This is a genomic window from Bacillus sp. HNG, assembly GCF_003400205.1.
Classification (GTDB): domain Bacteria; phylum Bacillota; class Bacilli; order Bacillales; family Bacillaceae_L; genus Ferdinandcohnia.
Genome location: NZ_QUQV01000008.1, coordinates 48,594 through 65,921, shown reverse-complemented (window position 1 = coordinate 65,921; position 17,328 = coordinate 48,594). Strand labels below are relative to the sequence as shown.

Here is a 17,328-nt window from a genome sequence, read left to right as displayed (position 1 = left end):
GAAAGTTGGTGGAATTATCTCGGTCTCAACAAATGGCGATAGACCATATTACGAATTATGCTAGAAACCATAGTCTTGAAGCTAAGGAACGAATAAAACATGTCCTAAAAATGTCGAATATCCCAAGTGATATCTTTAATAAAGCGGTTAGTAGTTTAAAAGCTAATGCGCGAATTGGACTCCATTTTCATCCCGATAGACCAGATTCGAGTATGAAAAGCGTTGCCGAAGCACTAGTAGAACAGGGAATATATAGGAGTCAGTTTGAAACTCTCATATCAAATGCTAGTTTATCTGCTTTTCCAGGTGGAGACCGTGACCTTTGGGAAAATAGACTCTTTGGAGGAGCATATCAAACAGAGGGCACAACTGATAACCAACGCCCTAAATACGGTGCACTGAATGTAATGTTGCATCCAGATGGGCCTGCTCCACGTTTTGGTTCTTGTTACTTTCTTTTATCCCCCAAAGTCTCACACCGCTCTACCTTTACGTATTTGGATTCTCATCAAGAACCAAAGGAAAAGGGGTCATATGAAGAGTTTGATATGATTCTAGCTGCACTTTTGGAAGAGACGTTCTCAAGGGAATCTGCTATTGGTGAACGGGATCTGACACCACCAAAATTAATCAATCATTTACAAGTTAATCTCAAGAAAAAGGTATCGGACCTAATAAAAGAAGAACCAAATCGGAATCTTGATCACTACATTGAGGCCCAAGTTCATGGGGATATTTCACTGAAAGAAGACGTGGAAGTGCTTGTGGCAGACCCATCTTTTAAAGGGACTAGAATCGGAAAAATAGTAGAAAAACTATGCCATATGTATTCGATAGACTTATATTGGCATCGGGGATTTGTCCTTGCGGTAGATGAAGTTCCTTCTGACTATAGAGGACCAACCATGCCTTCCTTAGCAGCACGCATTGCAAAAAATAATTGTATCAATGCAAGTGTAATTGGTAGTGCAGTAATGGACCTTTACCGAAATCCTCAAAATTGGAAGGAACGTGGAACCTATAAGGAGGTACTTCAGGAATTAAAGCTATTGTGGCATGTTCTGGTTAAATATGGAAAGCCGAATACGGAATAGACTACCAACAATAATTGCGAGTAAAAATCATTAAGTGAAATTCACCCTGAAATTTTAAAATTTAGTGTAAAGTAATGATAAAGTAATTGTTTATGAGGTGGAGAAACGATGGAAATATTTCAAGCAACAATCGAAGATTTAGAAGGTGTATCAAACTTATTTAATTCGTATCGGATGTTTTATCAACAAAATTCCGATCTGGAAGGTGCCATGACTTACATAAAAGCGCGAATGGAAAGCAATGAATCTGTTATCTTTGTGGCTAAAGATAAAGCAAACTATGTTGGCTTCACTCAACTTTATCCTACATTTTCGTCTATATCTATGAAAAGGGCTTGGATCTTAAATGACTTATATGTTGATTCAAAAGCGAGAAAACAAGGTGTAGGAGAACGGCTTTTACAGAAAGCAAAGGAATACGCACTTGAAACAGGTGCTAAAAGCCTTAGTCTCAGTACAGCACCAGATAACCATACTGCGCAACGATTATATGAGAAAAATGGATACAAAAGGGATTCTCAATTTTATCATTATGAATTAGAGTTGGCTGAATAACTTTATATATTGAGTGGTGAAAAAATGGGCTTTACAATGACCAAAACGAGTTGATTATCAAGAACCTAGAAAACACTTTTCAACAAGAAAATATACAAGTAGCGTCGCTTATGAAGAAAAATCTACAATAGAAGAAGATTAAATTTAAAAGAAGAAACTATTTTATAGTGAAGATTGGATGGGATAGCCTGACTTTTGAGCAGGCTATCCCATTTTTAAAACGGTACGCATGGTAACTAAAGTTATAAGATCCCATCATAATTGAATATACCTATATATAGAATGTGAATGGAGGGCTGTTATGGCTTTAGTTGCAAATTTATACTGTAGATAGTTTAAATCACCCACATGGACCTTCGCCTTTTGCGTTTGACTTTAAGCCTGCTTTTGATGAAAATGGAGAGATGTGTATTTTGTGATTACTTGAACTTAGGAAAGGAAGGTGAAAATTCTTGAAAAAAATGATTAATGCTATCCGAGTTTATCAATATGGAGGACCTGAAGAATTAAAATATGAAAAGATTCTATGTCCCGAGCCGAAGGAAGGAGAGGTACTGATTCGTGTTCATTCGGTTGGTGTACTACCAGTAGACTGGAAACTTCGTCAAGGACTATTTAAGGAAATACGTTCGATACAATTTCCGTATATCCCTGGTTCTGCTTTTTCAGGGGTTGTTGAAGAGGTTGGAGTCAATGTTACGACTTACAGGAAGGGGCAGCAGGTATTCGGAAGAAGCACAATGGGAACATATGCAGAGTACATAGTCGTTTCCAAGGAATCTCTTGTTCTTAAACCTCCTTCGATTCATTTTGATGACGCAGCAACAATATCTGGCGGTGCAGCAACCGCTTGGCAGGCACTTATTCATGATGGAAAAGTGAAAGCTGGGCAAAGAGTATTGATTCACGGTGCAGCCGGTGGAGTAGGTTCATATGCGGTACAATTTGCTAAATGGAAAGGTGCACATGTGATTGGCACAGCTTCACCGGCAAATACTGATTTTGTTCGCTCTTTAGGTGCAGAAACAGTGATCGATTATACCTCCACACCTTTTGAAGAAGTCGTAAAAGATGTAGATCTTGTAATGGATACAGTGGGAGGAGACACACTTGAACGCTCTTGGTCAGTAGTAAAGTCAGGTGGGACGCTTATTTCACTATTGGAACAGCCGTCTTTGGAAAAAGCGAAGAAGCACGGAATTAAGGCATTAAAGCCGAATCGTCTTTCATCAATTGAGGACTTAAAGGAAATAGCTCAACTAATGGAAGAAGGAATTATAAAAGCGGTTATTTTAAAGACATTTCCACTTCATGAAGCCAGACGTGCACATGAACTGAGCCAGATTGGCCATGGCCGCGGGCGTATTATTCTTCACATAGAAAATTAACCACTATACTTTGAATGCTCAGATTCCTGCCAGTGTATTCAAGGGATATTTTTATGAAATATCGAATATGTATGAAGTGTTAAGTAAGGAGGATGAATATGTTTCAAACACTAAACGGTTTTTTCGCATTATGGAAATTTGAATCAGATGCTACTCAAAAAATACTTAATCAACTTACAGATGAATCCTTATCCCAAGAAGTAACACCTCAAAATTGGACCTTAGGCCGAATCGCTTGGCATACTGTAACAGCCATTGGCGTAATAGCTTCTCAAACAGATCTTTCCTTTGACTCGCCCACACAAGATTATCCTGTTCCAACCTCAGCAAAGTACATATCAGAAAGCTATAAAAAAACAAGTATCGCTTTGTGTGAAGCTCTACAAAACCAATGGACTGACGAAAAACTTAAGGAAGTACAAGATGTTTTCGGACAGAACTTTTCCAATTCCGAACTTTTATTTTTTATGATCCAACATCAAATTCACCATCGTGGTCAAATGACCATTCTTATGCGTCAAGCTGGTTTAACTGTCCCTGGGATTTATGGACCATCAAAAGAGGAATGGGCTAGGATTGGAAGGGAAGCACCTAAGATGTGAATGAATCGAACCATATAGGTGTATAAAAGGCCGGAAGCTCAAAAAGAGTTTCCGGCTACAAATATTAAAGTGATTCCTTTCCTTTTTTAGAGAATAGGAGAAGGATGCCGTTTACAAACAAGAATACGGTTAAGGAAACTGTGAGGAGAGCAATATCAGGTGCAAATAATGTGATTGTATACCAAGGTGATGATGAAAAATAGATGAGCAATGGAATTAATATAATAGCTAACAAAACCAATATTATCCCTACAACTATATTCATACGACGATATCTAATTTCTTTACTAGATTTATTTTTAAATAGGATTCGAATAATGTTTCCGGCAAGAATCAATAGTAAAAGAGTAATAGCAATTTGAACAGTTGGTTTATAGGCAACCACATCCATTGGTTCTTCGCCATTCATAATGGATATAATCCCATTCCTGAAATGGATAAGGGCGGCCTCTTCTAAAATATGTTCCTTATTCGTTAAAATGACAGCTCCCCACTTGCTTTCAGGATAGAAAAAAATGTCTGTCCGAGAGTCAGGGGTGGATCCGGAATGCCAGATCATTTCGTTGTCCGAACCTGGGTCTGTTATTCTCCAACCAAAGCCATAATACCTTGTTTCTCCCGTTTGCACATGTGGTGAAAAGGCCAGATTTAAAAGTTCTTCGTTCACAAGTTTTTTAGTATTTCCGTCAATTAGGGCCTTCAAATAATGAACCATGTCATTTGAACTTGCTGCTATGTATCCGTACGGGGCACCGCCATTGTCATATGGGACTTTACTTTTAACAGGGAATCCGAACCAGGATTGATAGCCTGATTGATACCCTCGGTCAGTTGCTCTTTCAATATCGGCGGCAGCATGAGTCATTCCTAATGGCTTAAAAACACGTTCTTCCATAAAGTCTGCATAAGACTGTCCGGACACTTCCTCGATTAAAGCTGCAAGAATAGAGTAGTTTGCATTACTGTACTGGTGTTGAGTCCCTGGAGTTTCTGTTAGTTCGGTATCTGAGAGCAATTGAATATTCGTTTGGATTGCATCACTATTATCGGAGCCTAAATCCGATATAGCCATCCCGTCATATGTACTCAGACCACTTGTTTGTGTAAGTAGCTGTTTAATGGTTATCTTTGAAACAGGCTCATTATCTTTTAACGTAAAAGAAGGGAGGTATTTTTTAATAGGATCATCTAGTTCAACCAATCCTTCTTCTGCAAGTTTTAGAACAGCAAGCGCTGTGAAGGATTTACTAATGGAACCTAACAAAAATGGAGTGTCAGGTGTTACTTCTATTTCATTCCCTCCTGTTTTTCCAAATGATTCCGAGTATATGACCATATCATTTTCAACAATTGAAACCGCAGCACCCGGGATACGTTGCTTTTCGATGTATTTCTCAATATACAAATGTAACTTTGACTCTATCGCATCCTGGGCTGAACTATGAGAAGATGGCAACAAGAATATGAATAATATCGTAAAAATCAGGTAATGTGATATTCTTTTCACCTTGTCGACCTCCTTCTTAAAATGACAGTTATAAAAATCGAAAAGGCAAGGGCGGTGAATAAGCTTATTGAAACTAGCAACGTATTCCACCACAGCTGTTCAGAAATTCGATAAATGATATTGTATTCGAACGATCTTTGCTTTGTGAAAGATTGGGTTAAAAATAAGGAAAAGATTAGCTGACTAAATAGATACACAACTGGAAATGAGATGGCTCCCAATATGAAAGGAGATCGTTTTAATTTCTGTTTTTCTGGATAATCCTTATCGATACCGTATATTTCTAAATAATCTTTAACGAGGGTTTCTGAATCGCCAAGTTGTTCGATGCTATTTTCGCCGTTTTCATGCGAGGATGAAATGTGATCCAATAGCTGCTCGTTGATACTATCCAAATGCTCCCTATTAATCTTGTATTTTTTTAATTCCAAAAGAACCTTTTCTACATAATCTTTTTCAATTTTTGTTAATGTAGTCATCTTCATTTGTCTCCTTCATGTTTTCAGCAAGCAAGGACTTTATATCATTTTGTAAATGAAGCCATTCCGCTATTTTATTTGTAAGGGCGCGTTGACCATTTTTATTGATTTCATAATACACTCTTACTTTTCCTGATTCAGTTAGTTCCCTTGAAGTGTAAACCCACTCCTGCTCGCTAAGCTTTGTGAGGATTGGATAAATACTGCCTACTCCTTTCAACTTTAAATTATGTTTTTCTAGTTCCTTCATAATTTCATATCCATAGCTTTTCTGACGAGATAAAATTGCTAACACACACATTTCTAAATGACCTTTTATTAAACTTGTTCTGTCCATATTTTCACTTTAATTCAATTATATACTTCAATCAAGTATATAATTGTAAAAAATATGTAAAGATGGATAAAATCATCGTAAGATTAACAAAAGTAATCCTTTGATTGCGCTGTATTTAGAAGGAATTTGAACTTATTTGTGGAATATAATAATTAAAATAGGATTACTTCCTCAAAAAATAGAAAACGTGAGAAGGTGAAGTATTGGTTGAAAAGAGAAGTGAGATTTGGGAATGGATGAAAGCCCTCTTTATTGCAATTATCGTAGCTTTTATTGTTCGTGGCTTTTTCTTTACTCCTGTTGTCGTTGAAGGGGCTTCGATGGCGCCAACTTTGCATGATCAAAATCGAATGATTGTCACAAAAATAGGAGAACCGAAGCGGTTTGATGTTGTTGTCTTTCATGCGACAGGGGAAAAAGACTTTATTAAAAGAGTAATTGGTTTGCCAGGTGATCGCATCGAATATAAAAATGATACGTTGTATATAAACGGTGAACCTTACGATGAACCCTATTTAGATAAAAGTAAAGAAGCTGTAAAGGATGGTCCACTAACCTATTCATTTACACTAAGGGAAACACCGGTGGGTGGTGATGTGGTTCCAGAAGGACATTTATTTGTAATGGGAGATAATCGCCGAAATAGCATGGATAGTCGTCATATCGGGGCAATTCCAATGGAAAAGGTAGTCGGAACTACGAATATTGTTTTATGGCCAATTCAGGAGATTAAAATAATTGATAAATGATTTCTAAAAGGTGCATTCCCATAGCACCTTTTTTTAATGTCGTTGTTATAATCTTCCACTTATTTGAAACCTTCCATTTGTATAATCGTATAATTAAATATAATAAACCAAAGGAGCGGTTTTGGTGGAAGCAATCTTTACACTTTTTGCGGATATATTTGGGGCAATTGCTTTAGGCTTTATGGACAAACGGAATAGTAAAAAAGGGAAGAATTAATGATGTTAACAAAAATAAAAGCGTTACCACAGAAGAAGGCATTTTTAATTGGTTTTTCTTTAATCTTTATTAGTCCAATTCTTTTATTACTGTTTACACTTTTTTTCAATATGGGTATTTGGATATTCACGATTATACAAGGGATTATCTGGTGTTTTGCTTTTTTATTTATACTAAGTGCTGCAGATAAAAGGCATTCACGAACGAAGTAAATTCTTATACAGTGTTCTTTTCACATTACGTGAAAGCTATCCAATATAAAATTCAAAAATATTGCATTGTTGTCCAAAATGCATTTCGCTTGCTTCCAAATAAACTTCATTTAATCTGCACACAGAGTTTACTTGGCTTTAATATTCGGATGGTATGATTGGTTTACCAACGAATAAGGAGGCATTTTAAATGAATGTGCGTGCACTATTTATTGACATGGATGGGACATTGTTAACAGCCTCAAATAACATTTCTCAACGAAACTTGGAAGCTATTTATCGGTTGATTAATCAGGGAGTAAAGGTTTTTCTAGCTACGGGTCGACACTATGAAGTAACTGCTCCGTACCATAAAGAAATTGGATTGCGAACTCCCATGATCTGTTTGAATGGAGCCGCGATTCACGATGCATTGACGGGAAAAGCGATACAAACAAGAACCGTCCGATTAAACGAAGAGCGATTTCACCATCTGACTGCTGAAAGACCTTGTAATGTTATCGTTCATACAGCAGATGGGCTTTATTGTAAGGAACAAGATGAAGAAATCGATTATTGGACAGAAGTGGGGCAAATTCCGCCACGATATATTGGGGATTTAAGGCAAGCGGATTATCAAGATGTACTTAAATATAGTGTGCGTACAGGTACAGCAAATCCTGAGTTTTCAGCTTTATTTAAAAAGGAAGCAGAAGTCATCGATTGGAACGACGGGTTTGAATTAGTTGCTCCTAAAGTGTCTAAATGGTCTGCGATAAAAAGCTTAATTCATGCCTATCGAATAAACCCAAACGAAGTTGTAGCAATTGGAGATGGACCCAATGACATCGAAATGCTTCGCCATGCTGGTACAGGTGTAGCGATGGGGAACGCAAGTGAAGATGTTAAAGCAGCGGCTGATTTTGTGACAGGGCACCACCAAAATGATGGATTAGCTGATTTTATTGAACGTTATCTTTGTAAACCATATGAACCGTTTGCTTTGTAAGGTTATAAGAAAATACTAGTCAATAATTAGGGAACAGAATAAGGAGTTTGTTTAGTGAAGGTTATTTTGCGAATTACTTTAAGTGTTATAAGTATGATGCTGATTCTAGCAATCACTGATTACTATTTTCAAGGACTTATAAAAACAATCGTATGGGGATTAACAATGGGATTGTTTTTTATATATAACCAAAAAAATAGACATAAACAAGGGAAAGAGAAGGATATAAATCAATAGGTATCGAATTTAACAAGAGGTAAATAGAAAAATGCAAAAAAATGTAGCTGTCTATAGGGTCACACAAAGAGATAATATATAACTACAACAGGAGCGTCAGTATGATTGTTCCTGTTTTTTATTTGTAAAAAAGGAAGGGAAAATTGATGGGAGAATTCTATAGTAAACATTTTACACTGGAGAAAGTCAGTCAACATGTCTACGCTGCAATCGCAAAAGAAGGAGGAGGTTCGGTAGCCAATGCAGGATTTGTTGACCTCGGTAATCAAATAATCATTTTCGATACGTTTAACACACAGCAAGCCTCGGAAGATTTAAAAGTGTTTGCAGAAAAAACAACCAACCAGCCAGTAACAATGGTCATTAATAGTCATTGGCACGGTGACCATATTCGCGGTAACCAAACCTTCAAAGAAAGTAAGATCATCTCAAGTGAAATCACCTATTCAAAAATGAAAGAACTCCATCCTTCACGAATGAACAAACAGAAAAGCGATATCGAAGGACTATCAAACTACATTCAATCATTAGAAAAACAAGTAACCCCTGAATTAAACGACCAGATTAACTTTTTAAAAGAAATGGAAAAATCATTGCCAACCTTAGAACTTGTTTTACCGAACCAAACTATTGAAAGAGAACATACTTTTAGTGGACCAAAATGTAGTGCGAAGCTTTTTACCCTAGGTGGTGGGCATTCGTTTTGTGATGCTTGTTTATTTATTCCTGAAGAAAAAGTCATATTCATGGGAGATCTATTATTTGTAAACTGTCATCCAACCTTTTTTGAAGAATCAAACCCTGACCAGTGGGTTGAGATACTGAAAGAAATTGAAGCCTTAGATTTTGATGTCGCCATTCCAGGTCATGGTCCAGTCGGGACAAATCAGGATATATCCAAACTACTCCATTACATAACTAATCTAAAAAACATCGTAAAAGAAAACGAAAATTTGGAAGGAATTGAAGTTCCAATCGAGTATCAAGATTGGAAATCACCCGGAGTTTATCAACAAAATGTGAAAATGCTTCGCAAAGCATTGATAAACTGAATCAAATGAAGGAGAGTAATGTGAAATGAGTTTATTGGAGCGGATTGACACCATTTGCTTAACCGTTAGCAATGTTGATAAAGCAAGTACTTGGTATCAAGAAGTTTTGGGATTAAGCGATTCTTATAATGGTGGTCATTATCGGATATTGAGTGTAGGAAATAGTGGAGTGCCTTTAACGATTGAGGAGGGAAAGGTAAACCCTGCAAATAGTCAAGTTTACCCTATTTTTTACACGAAAAATATTGAAGAAGTATATAAAGTGCTATTAGAAAAACGTGTGAAAGTTAGCGAACTACAAAATGACGGGGTTAATCATTTTTTTGACCTGTATGACCTCGATGGGAATAAGCTACAAGTTTGCTTTTGGAAATAGATTGTAAATGTATATCACACGAGTCCTATTAAAAGATAAATTGCTGTTCCCCAGATAAAGATGGCAGAGAATTTGTTGAACATTTTCATTAAGACACCAGTACCATCTATTTTTTTCATAACCGCACCGGCCAACGTTAAGCCAAAGAACCACAACCAAGATACGATAATACAAGCAGCTGTAAATAAAATTTGATCGGTTCCAACATATTTTAAGGCGCTTGTCCCGATCACACCGACGATATCTAAAATGGCGTGAGGATTTAAAAATGAAACAGATGAAGCAAAAATGATTTGTTGACGAATGGGTAATGCTTTGTTTGTTTCATTTTTAGTTGGTTCAGAACGCCAAATTGCAAACCCCATGTAAAGTAAAAATAAAACCCCAGCACTCATCAGACCAATCCGTAGCCATTCAAATTGTAGAACGATAACGGATAAGCCAAATACAGCTAAAAGAATTAAAAGTGTATCACAAATTGCAGCTGTAATCGTCGCTGGAAATGCTCGAAGTAGTTTTGGCTGTGTCGCTCCTTGTGAAAAAACAAATACATTCTGTACACCTAAAGGTAAAATAAGTCCAAATGCTAAGATGATTCCATGTAGAATAGCTTCCATTTACTCAACTCCCTATTCATACTATCTATAAAATTACAATTAAGTTTAATAGCTTTGGTAGAATACCCCAAGCTTATTCTTTAGTGTTATTGACTTGTATCATAATTTTGGTCACATAATGTTCCTTCTGATTTTCTACAACAGTATCATATACATACTCCTCAAAAACATAATCTCCTAATGTTAGATTTAAACGTTCCATTTCTGAAAAAAGTCGCTTATATGTTTTATTTATTGTCTTATCATCACCACAATGATATCCAATGAGAAAATCACCTTTTACAGCTTGGAAGTATGGGTATCCTTCCTTCGGATTTGGTTGCTCCATATATAAGTAGCTGTATTTAGAGAATTCTCCCTTTAAGACTTGCTCTCGTTTCGTTATTCCACCTATAGGATATCCTGTATCAAGCTGTGATTCATTTAATTCATTAATAAACTCTGAGATAACTTCTAAAAATTCTTCATCCGTTATATTTTCAATGTTTCTGCTTAAATAAAGTGTGGCTTCAGGTAAATGTTCAAGCGTAATTTGTTCAAAGTCAATTTGTTTGGCTTCTTCCATCAATGCTATTTTTGACTTAATAAGTCTTTCTTTCATTTCAATTTCTTGGCGCTTTTTCACAATTTCTTCTCTCTTTTGATACATCAAACTTAAAAAACCTTCAGGGGATTTATTTTGCGTGTATTGTTGAATGTCATTTAGTGACATATCTAGATCTTTTAATAAATCAATTACATAGAATAACTCCATTTGGTTAATGGAATAGAAACGGTACCCTTTTTCATTTTTGTATACGGGAGACAACAGGCCAATTTGATCGTAGTAAAAAAGTGTCTGTTTGTTCACTTTGCAAAGCTTTGCGAATTCACCAGTAGTTAAATATTTTACATTTTTTTCATTCATTATTTACATCACCAACCTTGACTATATAGTAACTATATACACTAGGATAAAATCTGTAAACAAATGAAGGTCTAATGGAATTTGTTTTGTTAAGGAGAATTAAAAGATGAAAACATATAAAGTCACCTTATGGTTATTATTAATGAATTTATTCATTGCATTTTTGGGAATTGGTCTTGTCATTCCTGTTTTACCAACGCTAATGAATGAATTAGGGATAACTGGAACAACAGTTGGCTATTTAACCGCTGTGTTCGCAATTGCTCAATTGATTGCCTCTCCATTTGCAGGTAAGGCTGTAGATAAGTTTGGAAGAAAGATAATGATAGTCATTGGTTTATTTATTTTCGGCTTCTCAGAGTTTTTGTTTGGGATCGGAAAAGAAATTGAAACTTTATTCATTTCGCGAGTTTTTGGTGGAATTAGTGCTGCGTTCATTATGCCAGCTGTTACAGCCTTTATTGCAGATATTACTACATTGGAGACTCGTCCTAAAGCACTCGGGTATATGTCTGCGGCCATTAGCACAGGTTTTATTATAGGTCCAGGTATAGGTGGATTTCTTGCAGAGTTGGGAACACGAATTCCATTCTTTTTTGCAGGTGGACTTGGTACGATTGCGGCGATACTTTCAATTGTTTTATTAACAGAGCCAGAACGACAAAAAGAAAGTCATGAACAATCATCGCAAGAACAGGTTGGGTTCAAGCGGATTTTTGCTCCGAAATATTTCATTGCGTTTATTTTAATTTTTATTGCCTCATTTGGTTTAGCTGCCTTTGAATCGTTCTTTAGTTTATTTGTGGACCATAAATTTCAATTTACACCATCCGATATAGCCATTGTGATTACAGGTGGTGCCATTTTTGGCGCTATATCACAAGTTCTTTTATTTGATTGGCTGACTCGAATTTGGGGAGAAATTAAACTGATTCGATATAGTTTAATTCTGTCGGCCTTCCTTGTCCTTTTAATGACAGTCGTTCATTCATATTTCTCCATATTGCTTGTTACATTTATCCTGTTTGTAGGATTTGATTTATTCCGACCTGCAGTTACTTCATATCTTTCGAATAATGCAGGGAATGAGCAGGGATGGGCTGGTGGAATGAACTCGATGTTCACAAGCTTAGCAAATGTTAGTGGACCAATTCTAGGAGGTATATTATTCGATATCGATATCAATTATCCTTACTATTTTGCAACAGTGATATTAGCATTGGGAATTGTTTTAACTTTATTCTGGAAAAAGCAAGAAGCACCTAGAAAAGAAGTAAAAGCTAGTGTTACTAATTCAGTAAGTCAGTGATTATAAAAGTTGTTGAATTTAGATGCAAGCACAAAGATTTTTCTTCTTTGTGCTTTTTGGCAATAACCAACTCATTTTCCAAGAATAAAGTATTAACTTGGATTTCAAACCTTTACATCATCATTATGATTTTTTCAATGGAAGAAATCAAATACTAAAGAGGATGTAAGTATGTTATTCTTGAGTAAACTTTCATCAAAAGATAGTATAAAGTGTGGGATTTAATTAGGAAGGAAGACAACATGGATAAACGTATTTATTTTTTAATGGTCATAGCCTTTGTAATAGGGATGGTTGAGCTGATCATTAGTGGCATTTTAGATTTAATAGCAGAGGATTTACATGTAACAATCGGACAAGCGGGTTTACTAATCACTGTTTTTGCAGTTATTTTTGCGGTTGCATCACCAATTTTACTCGTCATGACAGCAAAAATTGAAAGAAAACGGTTGATGTTAGTTTGCTTATATATTTTTCTAATTGGCTGTTTCGTCACAGTCTTTGCACCAACTTTTTCGATATTGTTTATAGGTAGAATTATCTTAGCTTTAAGTGGAGCGCTATTAATCATATTGTGTTTAGTTATGGCGCCAAGCTTAGCAGGCGAACAGTATAAAGGTAGGGCGATTGGGATTGTCTCAATGGGAGTGAGTGCCTCATTGGTTTTAGGGGTGCCGATTGGACTTATCCTAGGAAATAGTTTTGGCTGGAGAGCTCCATTTGTACTTATAACGGTATTGACAGCATTATCCATTATTGGTGTTCATCTTTTAATGGGAAAAATACAGCCAAAACCTCAAATTCCGTTGCGACAACAGCTTGCTGCACTTAAAAATCACAAAATCACCTTAGGGCTGACAACAACATTCCTGTATATGACAGGTCATTCTATTATGTATACCTATTTCAAGCCTTATTTAGAAGCAAATACTGATTTTAGTGCAAACTGGATTAGTGTCATTTATTTAATTTTTGGCGTTTCTGCTGTATTCGGCGGAGGGATTGGCGGTGTACTCGCAGATCTATTAGGTTCAAAAAAAACAATGGTGATTGCTTTAATCGTATTTAGTGCGATATTCTTTGTATTTCCGTTCTCCACAGACTTCTATCCAGTATTTTTTATCATACTAATTATTTGGGGCATTCTCAGTTGGGCGATTTCACCGGCCATGCAATCGTATTTGATTGAAATAGCACCCGAATCGTCGGAAATTCAGCAAAGTCTAAATAATTCATCCCTTCACTTAGGTGTTGCTGTCGGTTCAGTGATTGGAGCTGGAATCGTTGATACACTTTCAGTAAATTTAAATCCATATGCTGCCGGAATCTTCATTATTTTATCATTCATTGCTGTAATTCTTTCTGTTAGCAGTAGGAAAAAGAATACGTATAGAACAAGGAGCGCAAGTTGATTTTGCGCTCTTTTCGTATATTTAGCCCCTAATGTTTTTTGTCTTTTTTGAAGGATTTTCCAAAAGGATAGGAGAATAGGTAATTTAAACCAATAGGAGGGAAAGATTTTGGTTCAAGAGGCACTAAATGCGGTTTATGATTATCGGAATGACTTAAATGAAGGCCATATTGATAAAATTAATGCTTGGATATCGGATGATTTTATCGGCTATTTTGGTTACTACACAGACAAGGAATTTGAAATTTATCGGGCGGACTCATATAAATTAGATAACATTGAAACGATAAAAGGTTATGAAGGAAAAAGTCCATATTGGAAATACACCGATTTAACTCATAATTTAAGGACGGATGACGAGATCATCTTTTCTTCAATTGTAGAGTTTTATTTGAAAGAGGAAAAAGTTGCAACCGCTTTAGCGATGGAGGTTTTTAAAAAAGAACCAGGTGGATGGAAGTTATTTAGGCAGCATATGGAAAGTTACTCAAAATAAAAAGGAAAGGATGAAATCAATTGGAACAAAACAGTCAAAATATGTACTCGCCACCCAAGCATATCGTTTCAGCGGCGACTATTGTAATCAATGAAAACAATGAAATTTTATTAATTTACGGACCTAAAAGAGGTTGGGAAATGCCTGGTGGACAGGTTGAAGAAGGTGAGTCATTAAGAGAAGCCGCTATAAGGGAAACGAAAGAAGAAACAGGAATTGATATTGAGGTGTTAAAGTTCTGTGGCATCTTCCAAAATGTGAACAGATCAATATGCAATACATTGTTCTTAGCTAAGCCAGTGGGAGGTAAATTAACCACTTCACCAGAAAGCTTGGAAGTCGGGTTCTATCCGGTTGAGCAAGCCCTAGAAATGGTAACTTTTATGAATTTCAGAGAAAGAATTGAATGCTGCTTAGAGGAAGACTCCCAGCCTTTTTTAATAGAATTTTAATTAAGTATATATCAAGACCCATTGTATATTAGGAGAGGGCAAAATGACCACAAAATATGTGAACTGGGGAAGTGGAAAAGTAAAGTTAACATGGAATCCTGTTCTACAACTACCACCAAGGGAGTTAATTACTAGTGTCCATGCTTTTTGCTTTAAGGATGGCAAGTTGTTGTTAGTTAAGTTAGACCAAAGAGGATGGGACTTCCCAGGAGGTCATATTGAGTTCAACGAATCCCCTGAAGAATGTATCAAGCGTGAAGCGCATGAAGAAGGCTACGTCTCCGGGAGATGCTATCAGTTAGGGTATATGGTGGTTGATCACAGCGACAACCCGAACTGGAATGAGACTAGTCCTTATCCAAGAGTAGGCTATCAGGTGTTTTATCGTATGGACATTCATGAAATACATGAATTTTTGGCGATGTTTGAGTCACAAAAAAGGCTTCTTATAGATCCGAACGATGTAAAAAAGTATTATCTCCATTGGAACGAACTCTATCAAGAAATACTTGATTTAGCATTAAACCAACTGTGATTCGTAACAATGATCAGCGGATTTTTAGCCAAGTATCTAGGGGGAACTATGAAAAAGTTTTATATTGCATCAAGTTTTAAGAACGTAGAAATGGTTCGTTATGTATCACAACAATTAATAAAAAGAGGTTTTTTACTTACATATGATTGGACTCAAAACGAAAGAGCATCGACATTCAATGAATTAAAAGCAATTGGTATCCAAGAGAAAAATGCGGTATTAAAATCAGATTTTCTTATAGTCTTATTACCAGCCGGAAAAGGAAGTCATATTGAACTTGGGATAGCACTTGGACAAGGTAAGAAAATCTACCTTTACTCCTCGAATAATGAAATAAATCATTTTGAAACAACTAGTACATTTTATCATCTGCCTGATGTGGAAAAGAGCATTGGAACGATTGAAGAATTAATAGAAAAGGTTTGTGGAGATAATTCAATTTTAGAGTAAAGGTATTTCTCAAAAAGGTGGTGAGAGTTTGTTCTATGTGAATGTTGAAGGTGCCGATTATAAGGAAGACAAATGGTTGATTATTGAACGTAGTATGATGGAAGAACATGCTGGAGGTTTATTGTCACTTGTAGGCGGGACTGTAGAAAAAGAGGGCAATTCTAAAAATATATTAGAAAGAACATTAAGAAGGGAATTGTTCGAGGAAGTTGGAGTGAAGGTGAAAGGAAAGATGGATTATGTAAGAAATACCTCATTCCGTTTAGATGATGGTAGTGAAGTAATTGATGTAGTTTTCTTATGCGAGTTAAATGAAGGAGAACCTTTTGCTAAAAGCCCAGATGAAGTTGATGCTGTATATTGGATGTCTACTGAAGAAATCGTTAGCCATCCTAAGGCTCCAATTTGGTTAATTGATAGTATTAAGGCTGCTGAGAATCTCCTTAAAAAGAAGACTTTATAATATACATTTAAAAATTATTCAGTAACTGGTGCGTTTCATTGGGAGGCGTTTGTACAGAACTTTATTAAAAAAATAAGTCTTTTATACAGGAGAGAATACGAAAATGAAAAATTGGTGGTTTAGTTTTTATTTTTTGGTTATAGGCGTGGTATCCTTTTTTACTGGTGAAATAGTCACTTTTATTATGTTAGGGTTTATATTACTAGCTTTAAATAATATCCACTCCACGCTTAAACAAATATATAAACAAAATAACGGGAATAAGCAGAATTAATGCAGATATAGATTTTATGGAGATGTAAAAATGTTAAGAAATGAAGATGATGTGATAAAAATAATATCTGAAGATGGCCGGATGATGGAGATATTAAGGGCTGCAAAATCTTTACAATTACCTGACTGGTGGATATGTGCAGGGTTTGTACGTTCAAAAATATGGGATACATTACACGGCTTTACCGAAAGAACGAATACACCTGATGTTGATGTTATTTACTTTGATAAAGAAAATATAGATGAATCAACAGAGAAGTTTTTTGAAGAAGACTTAAGAAGTCTTATTCCTAACATTCCTTGGTCGGTCAAAAATGAAGCAAGAATGCACGTTGTAAACAATATACCCCCATATACATCCGCAGTTGATGCCATTTCCAAATTTCCAGAAACAGCAACTGCACTTGGGGTGAAAATAGATGATAAAGAAAATGTAATTCTAACGGCTCCTTGTGGAATAGAGGATGTTATCAACATGGAGTTAAAGCCAACAAAGTTTTTTGCAGAAACGAAAGAACGAATTGTGATTTTTGAGGAACGGATCGTGAAGAAAAACTGGAAGTCTATCTGGCCAATGATAAAAGTCTATCGCGGGTAAATTGTGTTCAACTACCTGCATTAA

Annotated in this window: 22 protein-coding genes; 17 read left to right on the top strand and 5 right to left on the bottom strand. The window is 36.0% G+C overall.

The window, feature by feature from the left end; all coding sequences use genetic code 11:
• Positions 1-8: 8 nt before the first annotated feature.
• The 4 genes from DZB84_RS15245 to DZB84_RS15225 all read left to right on the top strand — a co-directional run bounded on the left by DZB84_RS15245 (position 9) and on the right by DZB84_RS15225 (position 3,639).
• Positions 9-1,094 (top strand): DUF3626 domain-containing protein, encoded by a 1,086-nt coding sequence (locus DZB84_RS15245; protein WP_116353278.1) that lies wholly within the window; start codon positions 9-11, stop codon positions 1,092-1,094.
• Positions 1,095-1,202: 108 nt separating this feature from the next.
• Entirely contained in the window at positions 1,203-1,649 is a 447-nt protein-coding gene (locus tag DZB84_RS15240) for a GNAT family N-acetyltransferase (protein WP_116353131.1), read from the top strand.
• A 461-nt stretch (positions 1,650-2,110) separates the two neighbouring features.
• Positions 2,111-3,037: an NADP-dependent oxidoreductase gene (locus DZB84_RS15230; RefSeq protein WP_116353277.1), complete on the top strand. Its 927-nt coding sequence runs from the start codon at positions 2,111-2,113 to the stop codon at positions 3,035-3,037.
• A 98-nt stretch (positions 3,038-3,135) separates the two neighbouring features.
• On the top strand, positions 3,136-3,639 hold the full coding sequence (locus DZB84_RS15225; protein WP_116353130.1) for a DinB family protein: 504 nt from the start codon (positions 3,136-3,138) through the stop codon (positions 3,637-3,639).
• Between the two features lie 64 nt (positions 3,640-3,703).
• Here the strand turns inward: DZB84_RS15225 and DZB84_RS15220 are convergent, their stop codons facing one another.
• Genes DZB84_RS15220 through DZB84_RS15210 form a run of 3 tightly spaced genes read right to left on the bottom strand, consistent with a single transcriptional unit; the run spans position 3,704 to position 5,962 of the window.
• Positions 3,704-5,146, bottom strand: coding sequence for a serine hydrolase domain-containing protein (locus DZB84_RS15220; RefSeq protein ID WP_116353129.1), 1,443 nt, complete (start codon positions 5,144-5,146; stop codon positions 3,704-3,706).
• Complete coding sequence (locus tag DZB84_RS15215) at positions 5,143-5,625, bottom strand: G protein-coupled receptor family protein (protein ID WP_116353128.1); 483 nt, start codon at positions 5,623-5,625, stop codon at positions 5,143-5,145. The genes DZB84_RS15220 and DZB84_RS15215 overlap by 4 nt, the downstream gene beginning before the upstream one ends.
• Positions 5,603-5,962: a PadR family transcriptional regulator gene (locus tag DZB84_RS15210; RefSeq protein ID WP_116353127.1), complete on the bottom strand. Its 360-nt coding sequence runs from the start codon at positions 5,960-5,962 to the stop codon at positions 5,603-5,605. The genes DZB84_RS15215 and DZB84_RS15210 overlap by 23 nt, the downstream gene beginning before the upstream one ends.
• A gap of 203 nt (positions 5,963-6,165) precedes the next feature.
• Here DZB84_RS15210 and lepB point away from each other — a divergent pair, with 203 nt between their 5' ends.
• From lepB to DZB84_RS15180, 5 genes are all read left to right on the top strand, one after another.
• Positions 6,166-6,711 carry a signal peptidase I gene (gene lepB, locus DZB84_RS15205; protein WP_116353126.1) on the top strand — a complete coding sequence of 182 codons (546 nt, stop codon included), beginning with the start codon at positions 6,166-6,168 and terminating at the stop codon, positions 6,709-6,711.
• A gap of 619 nt (positions 6,712-7,330) precedes the next feature.
• Positions 7,331-8,128: an HAD family hydrolase gene (locus DZB84_RS15195; RefSeq protein ID WP_116353124.1), complete on the top strand. Its 798-nt coding sequence runs from the start codon at positions 7,331-7,333 to the stop codon at positions 8,126-8,128.
• A 54-nt stretch (positions 8,129-8,182) separates the two neighbouring features.
• Positions 8,183-8,365, top strand: coding sequence for a hypothetical protein (locus tag DZB84_RS15190; RefSeq protein ID WP_116353123.1), 183 nt, complete (start codon positions 8,183-8,185; stop codon positions 8,363-8,365).
• A gap of 146 nt (positions 8,366-8,511) precedes the next feature.
• Positions 8,512-9,417 carry an MBL fold metallo-hydrolase gene (locus tag DZB84_RS15185; RefSeq protein ID WP_223254465.1) on the top strand — a complete coding sequence of 302 codons (906 nt, stop codon included), beginning with the start codon at positions 8,512-8,514 and terminating at the stop codon, positions 9,415-9,417.
• Between the two features lie 25 nt (positions 9,418-9,442).
• Entirely contained in the window at positions 9,443-9,793 is a 351-nt protein-coding gene (locus DZB84_RS15180) for a VOC family protein (protein WP_116353121.1), read from the top strand.
• Positions 9,794-9,807: 14 nt separating this feature from the next.
• Here the strand turns inward: DZB84_RS15180 and DZB84_RS15175 are convergent, their stop codons facing one another.
• Together DZB84_RS15175 and DZB84_RS15170 are read right to left on the bottom strand one after the other, a co-directional pair.
• Positions 9,808-10,410, bottom strand: coding sequence for a LysE/ArgO family amino acid transporter (locus DZB84_RS15175; RefSeq protein ID WP_116353120.1), 603 nt, complete (start codon positions 10,408-10,410; stop codon positions 9,808-9,810).
• A gap of 73 nt (positions 10,411-10,483) precedes the next feature.
• The gene (locus DZB84_RS15170) at positions 10,484-11,317 is read right to left on the bottom strand and encodes a MerR family transcriptional regulator (protein ID WP_116353119.1); all 834 of its coding nucleotides are present in this window, start codon (positions 11,315-11,317) and stop codon (positions 10,484-10,486) included.
• Positions 11,318-11,423: 106 nt separating this feature from the next.
• On the opposite strand from DZB84_RS15170, the gene norA reads away from it, so the two are divergent.
• From norA to DZB84_RS15130, 8 genes are all read left to right on the top strand, one after another.
• Entirely contained in the window at positions 11,424-12,626 is a 1,203-nt protein-coding gene (norA, locus tag DZB84_RS15165) for a multidrug efflux MFS transporter NorA (RefSeq protein ID WP_116353118.1), read from the top strand.
• A gap of 242 nt (positions 12,627-12,868) precedes the next feature.
• Positions 12,869-14,038, top strand: coding sequence for an MFS transporter (locus DZB84_RS15160; protein WP_116353117.1), 1,170 nt, complete (start codon positions 12,869-12,871; stop codon positions 14,036-14,038).
• Positions 14,039-14,146: 108 nt separating this feature from the next.
• Entirely contained in the window at positions 14,147-14,533 is a 387-nt protein-coding gene (locus tag DZB84_RS15155) for a DUF4440 domain-containing protein (RefSeq protein ID WP_116353116.1), read from the top strand.
• A 20-nt stretch (positions 14,534-14,553) separates the two neighbouring features.
• Positions 14,554-14,985, top strand: coding sequence for an NUDIX hydrolase (locus DZB84_RS15150; protein ID WP_116353115.1), 432 nt, complete (start codon positions 14,554-14,556; stop codon positions 14,983-14,985).
• Positions 14,986-15,028: 43 nt separating this feature from the next.
• Complete coding sequence (locus tag DZB84_RS15145) at positions 15,029-15,520, top strand: NUDIX hydrolase (protein ID WP_116353114.1); 492 nt, start codon at positions 15,029-15,031, stop codon at positions 15,518-15,520.
• Positions 15,521-15,568: 48 nt separating this feature from the next.
• On the top strand, positions 15,569-15,970 hold the full coding sequence (locus DZB84_RS15140) for a TIR domain-containing protein (RefSeq protein WP_116353113.1): 402 nt from the start codon (positions 15,569-15,571) through the stop codon (positions 15,968-15,970).
• A 28-nt stretch (positions 15,971-15,998) separates the two neighbouring features.
• Positions 15,999-16,433 carry an NUDIX hydrolase gene (locus DZB84_RS15135; protein ID WP_116353112.1) on the top strand — a complete coding sequence of 145 codons (435 nt, stop codon included), beginning with the start codon at positions 15,999-16,001 and terminating at the stop codon, positions 16,431-16,433.
• A gap of 304 nt (positions 16,434-16,737) precedes the next feature.
• Positions 16,738-17,304 (top strand): nucleotidyltransferase family protein, encoded by a 567-nt coding sequence (locus DZB84_RS15130; RefSeq protein ID WP_116353111.1) that lies wholly within the window; start codon positions 16,738-16,740, stop codon positions 17,302-17,304.
• The last annotated feature ends 24 nt before the right edge of the window (positions 17,305-17,328 follow it).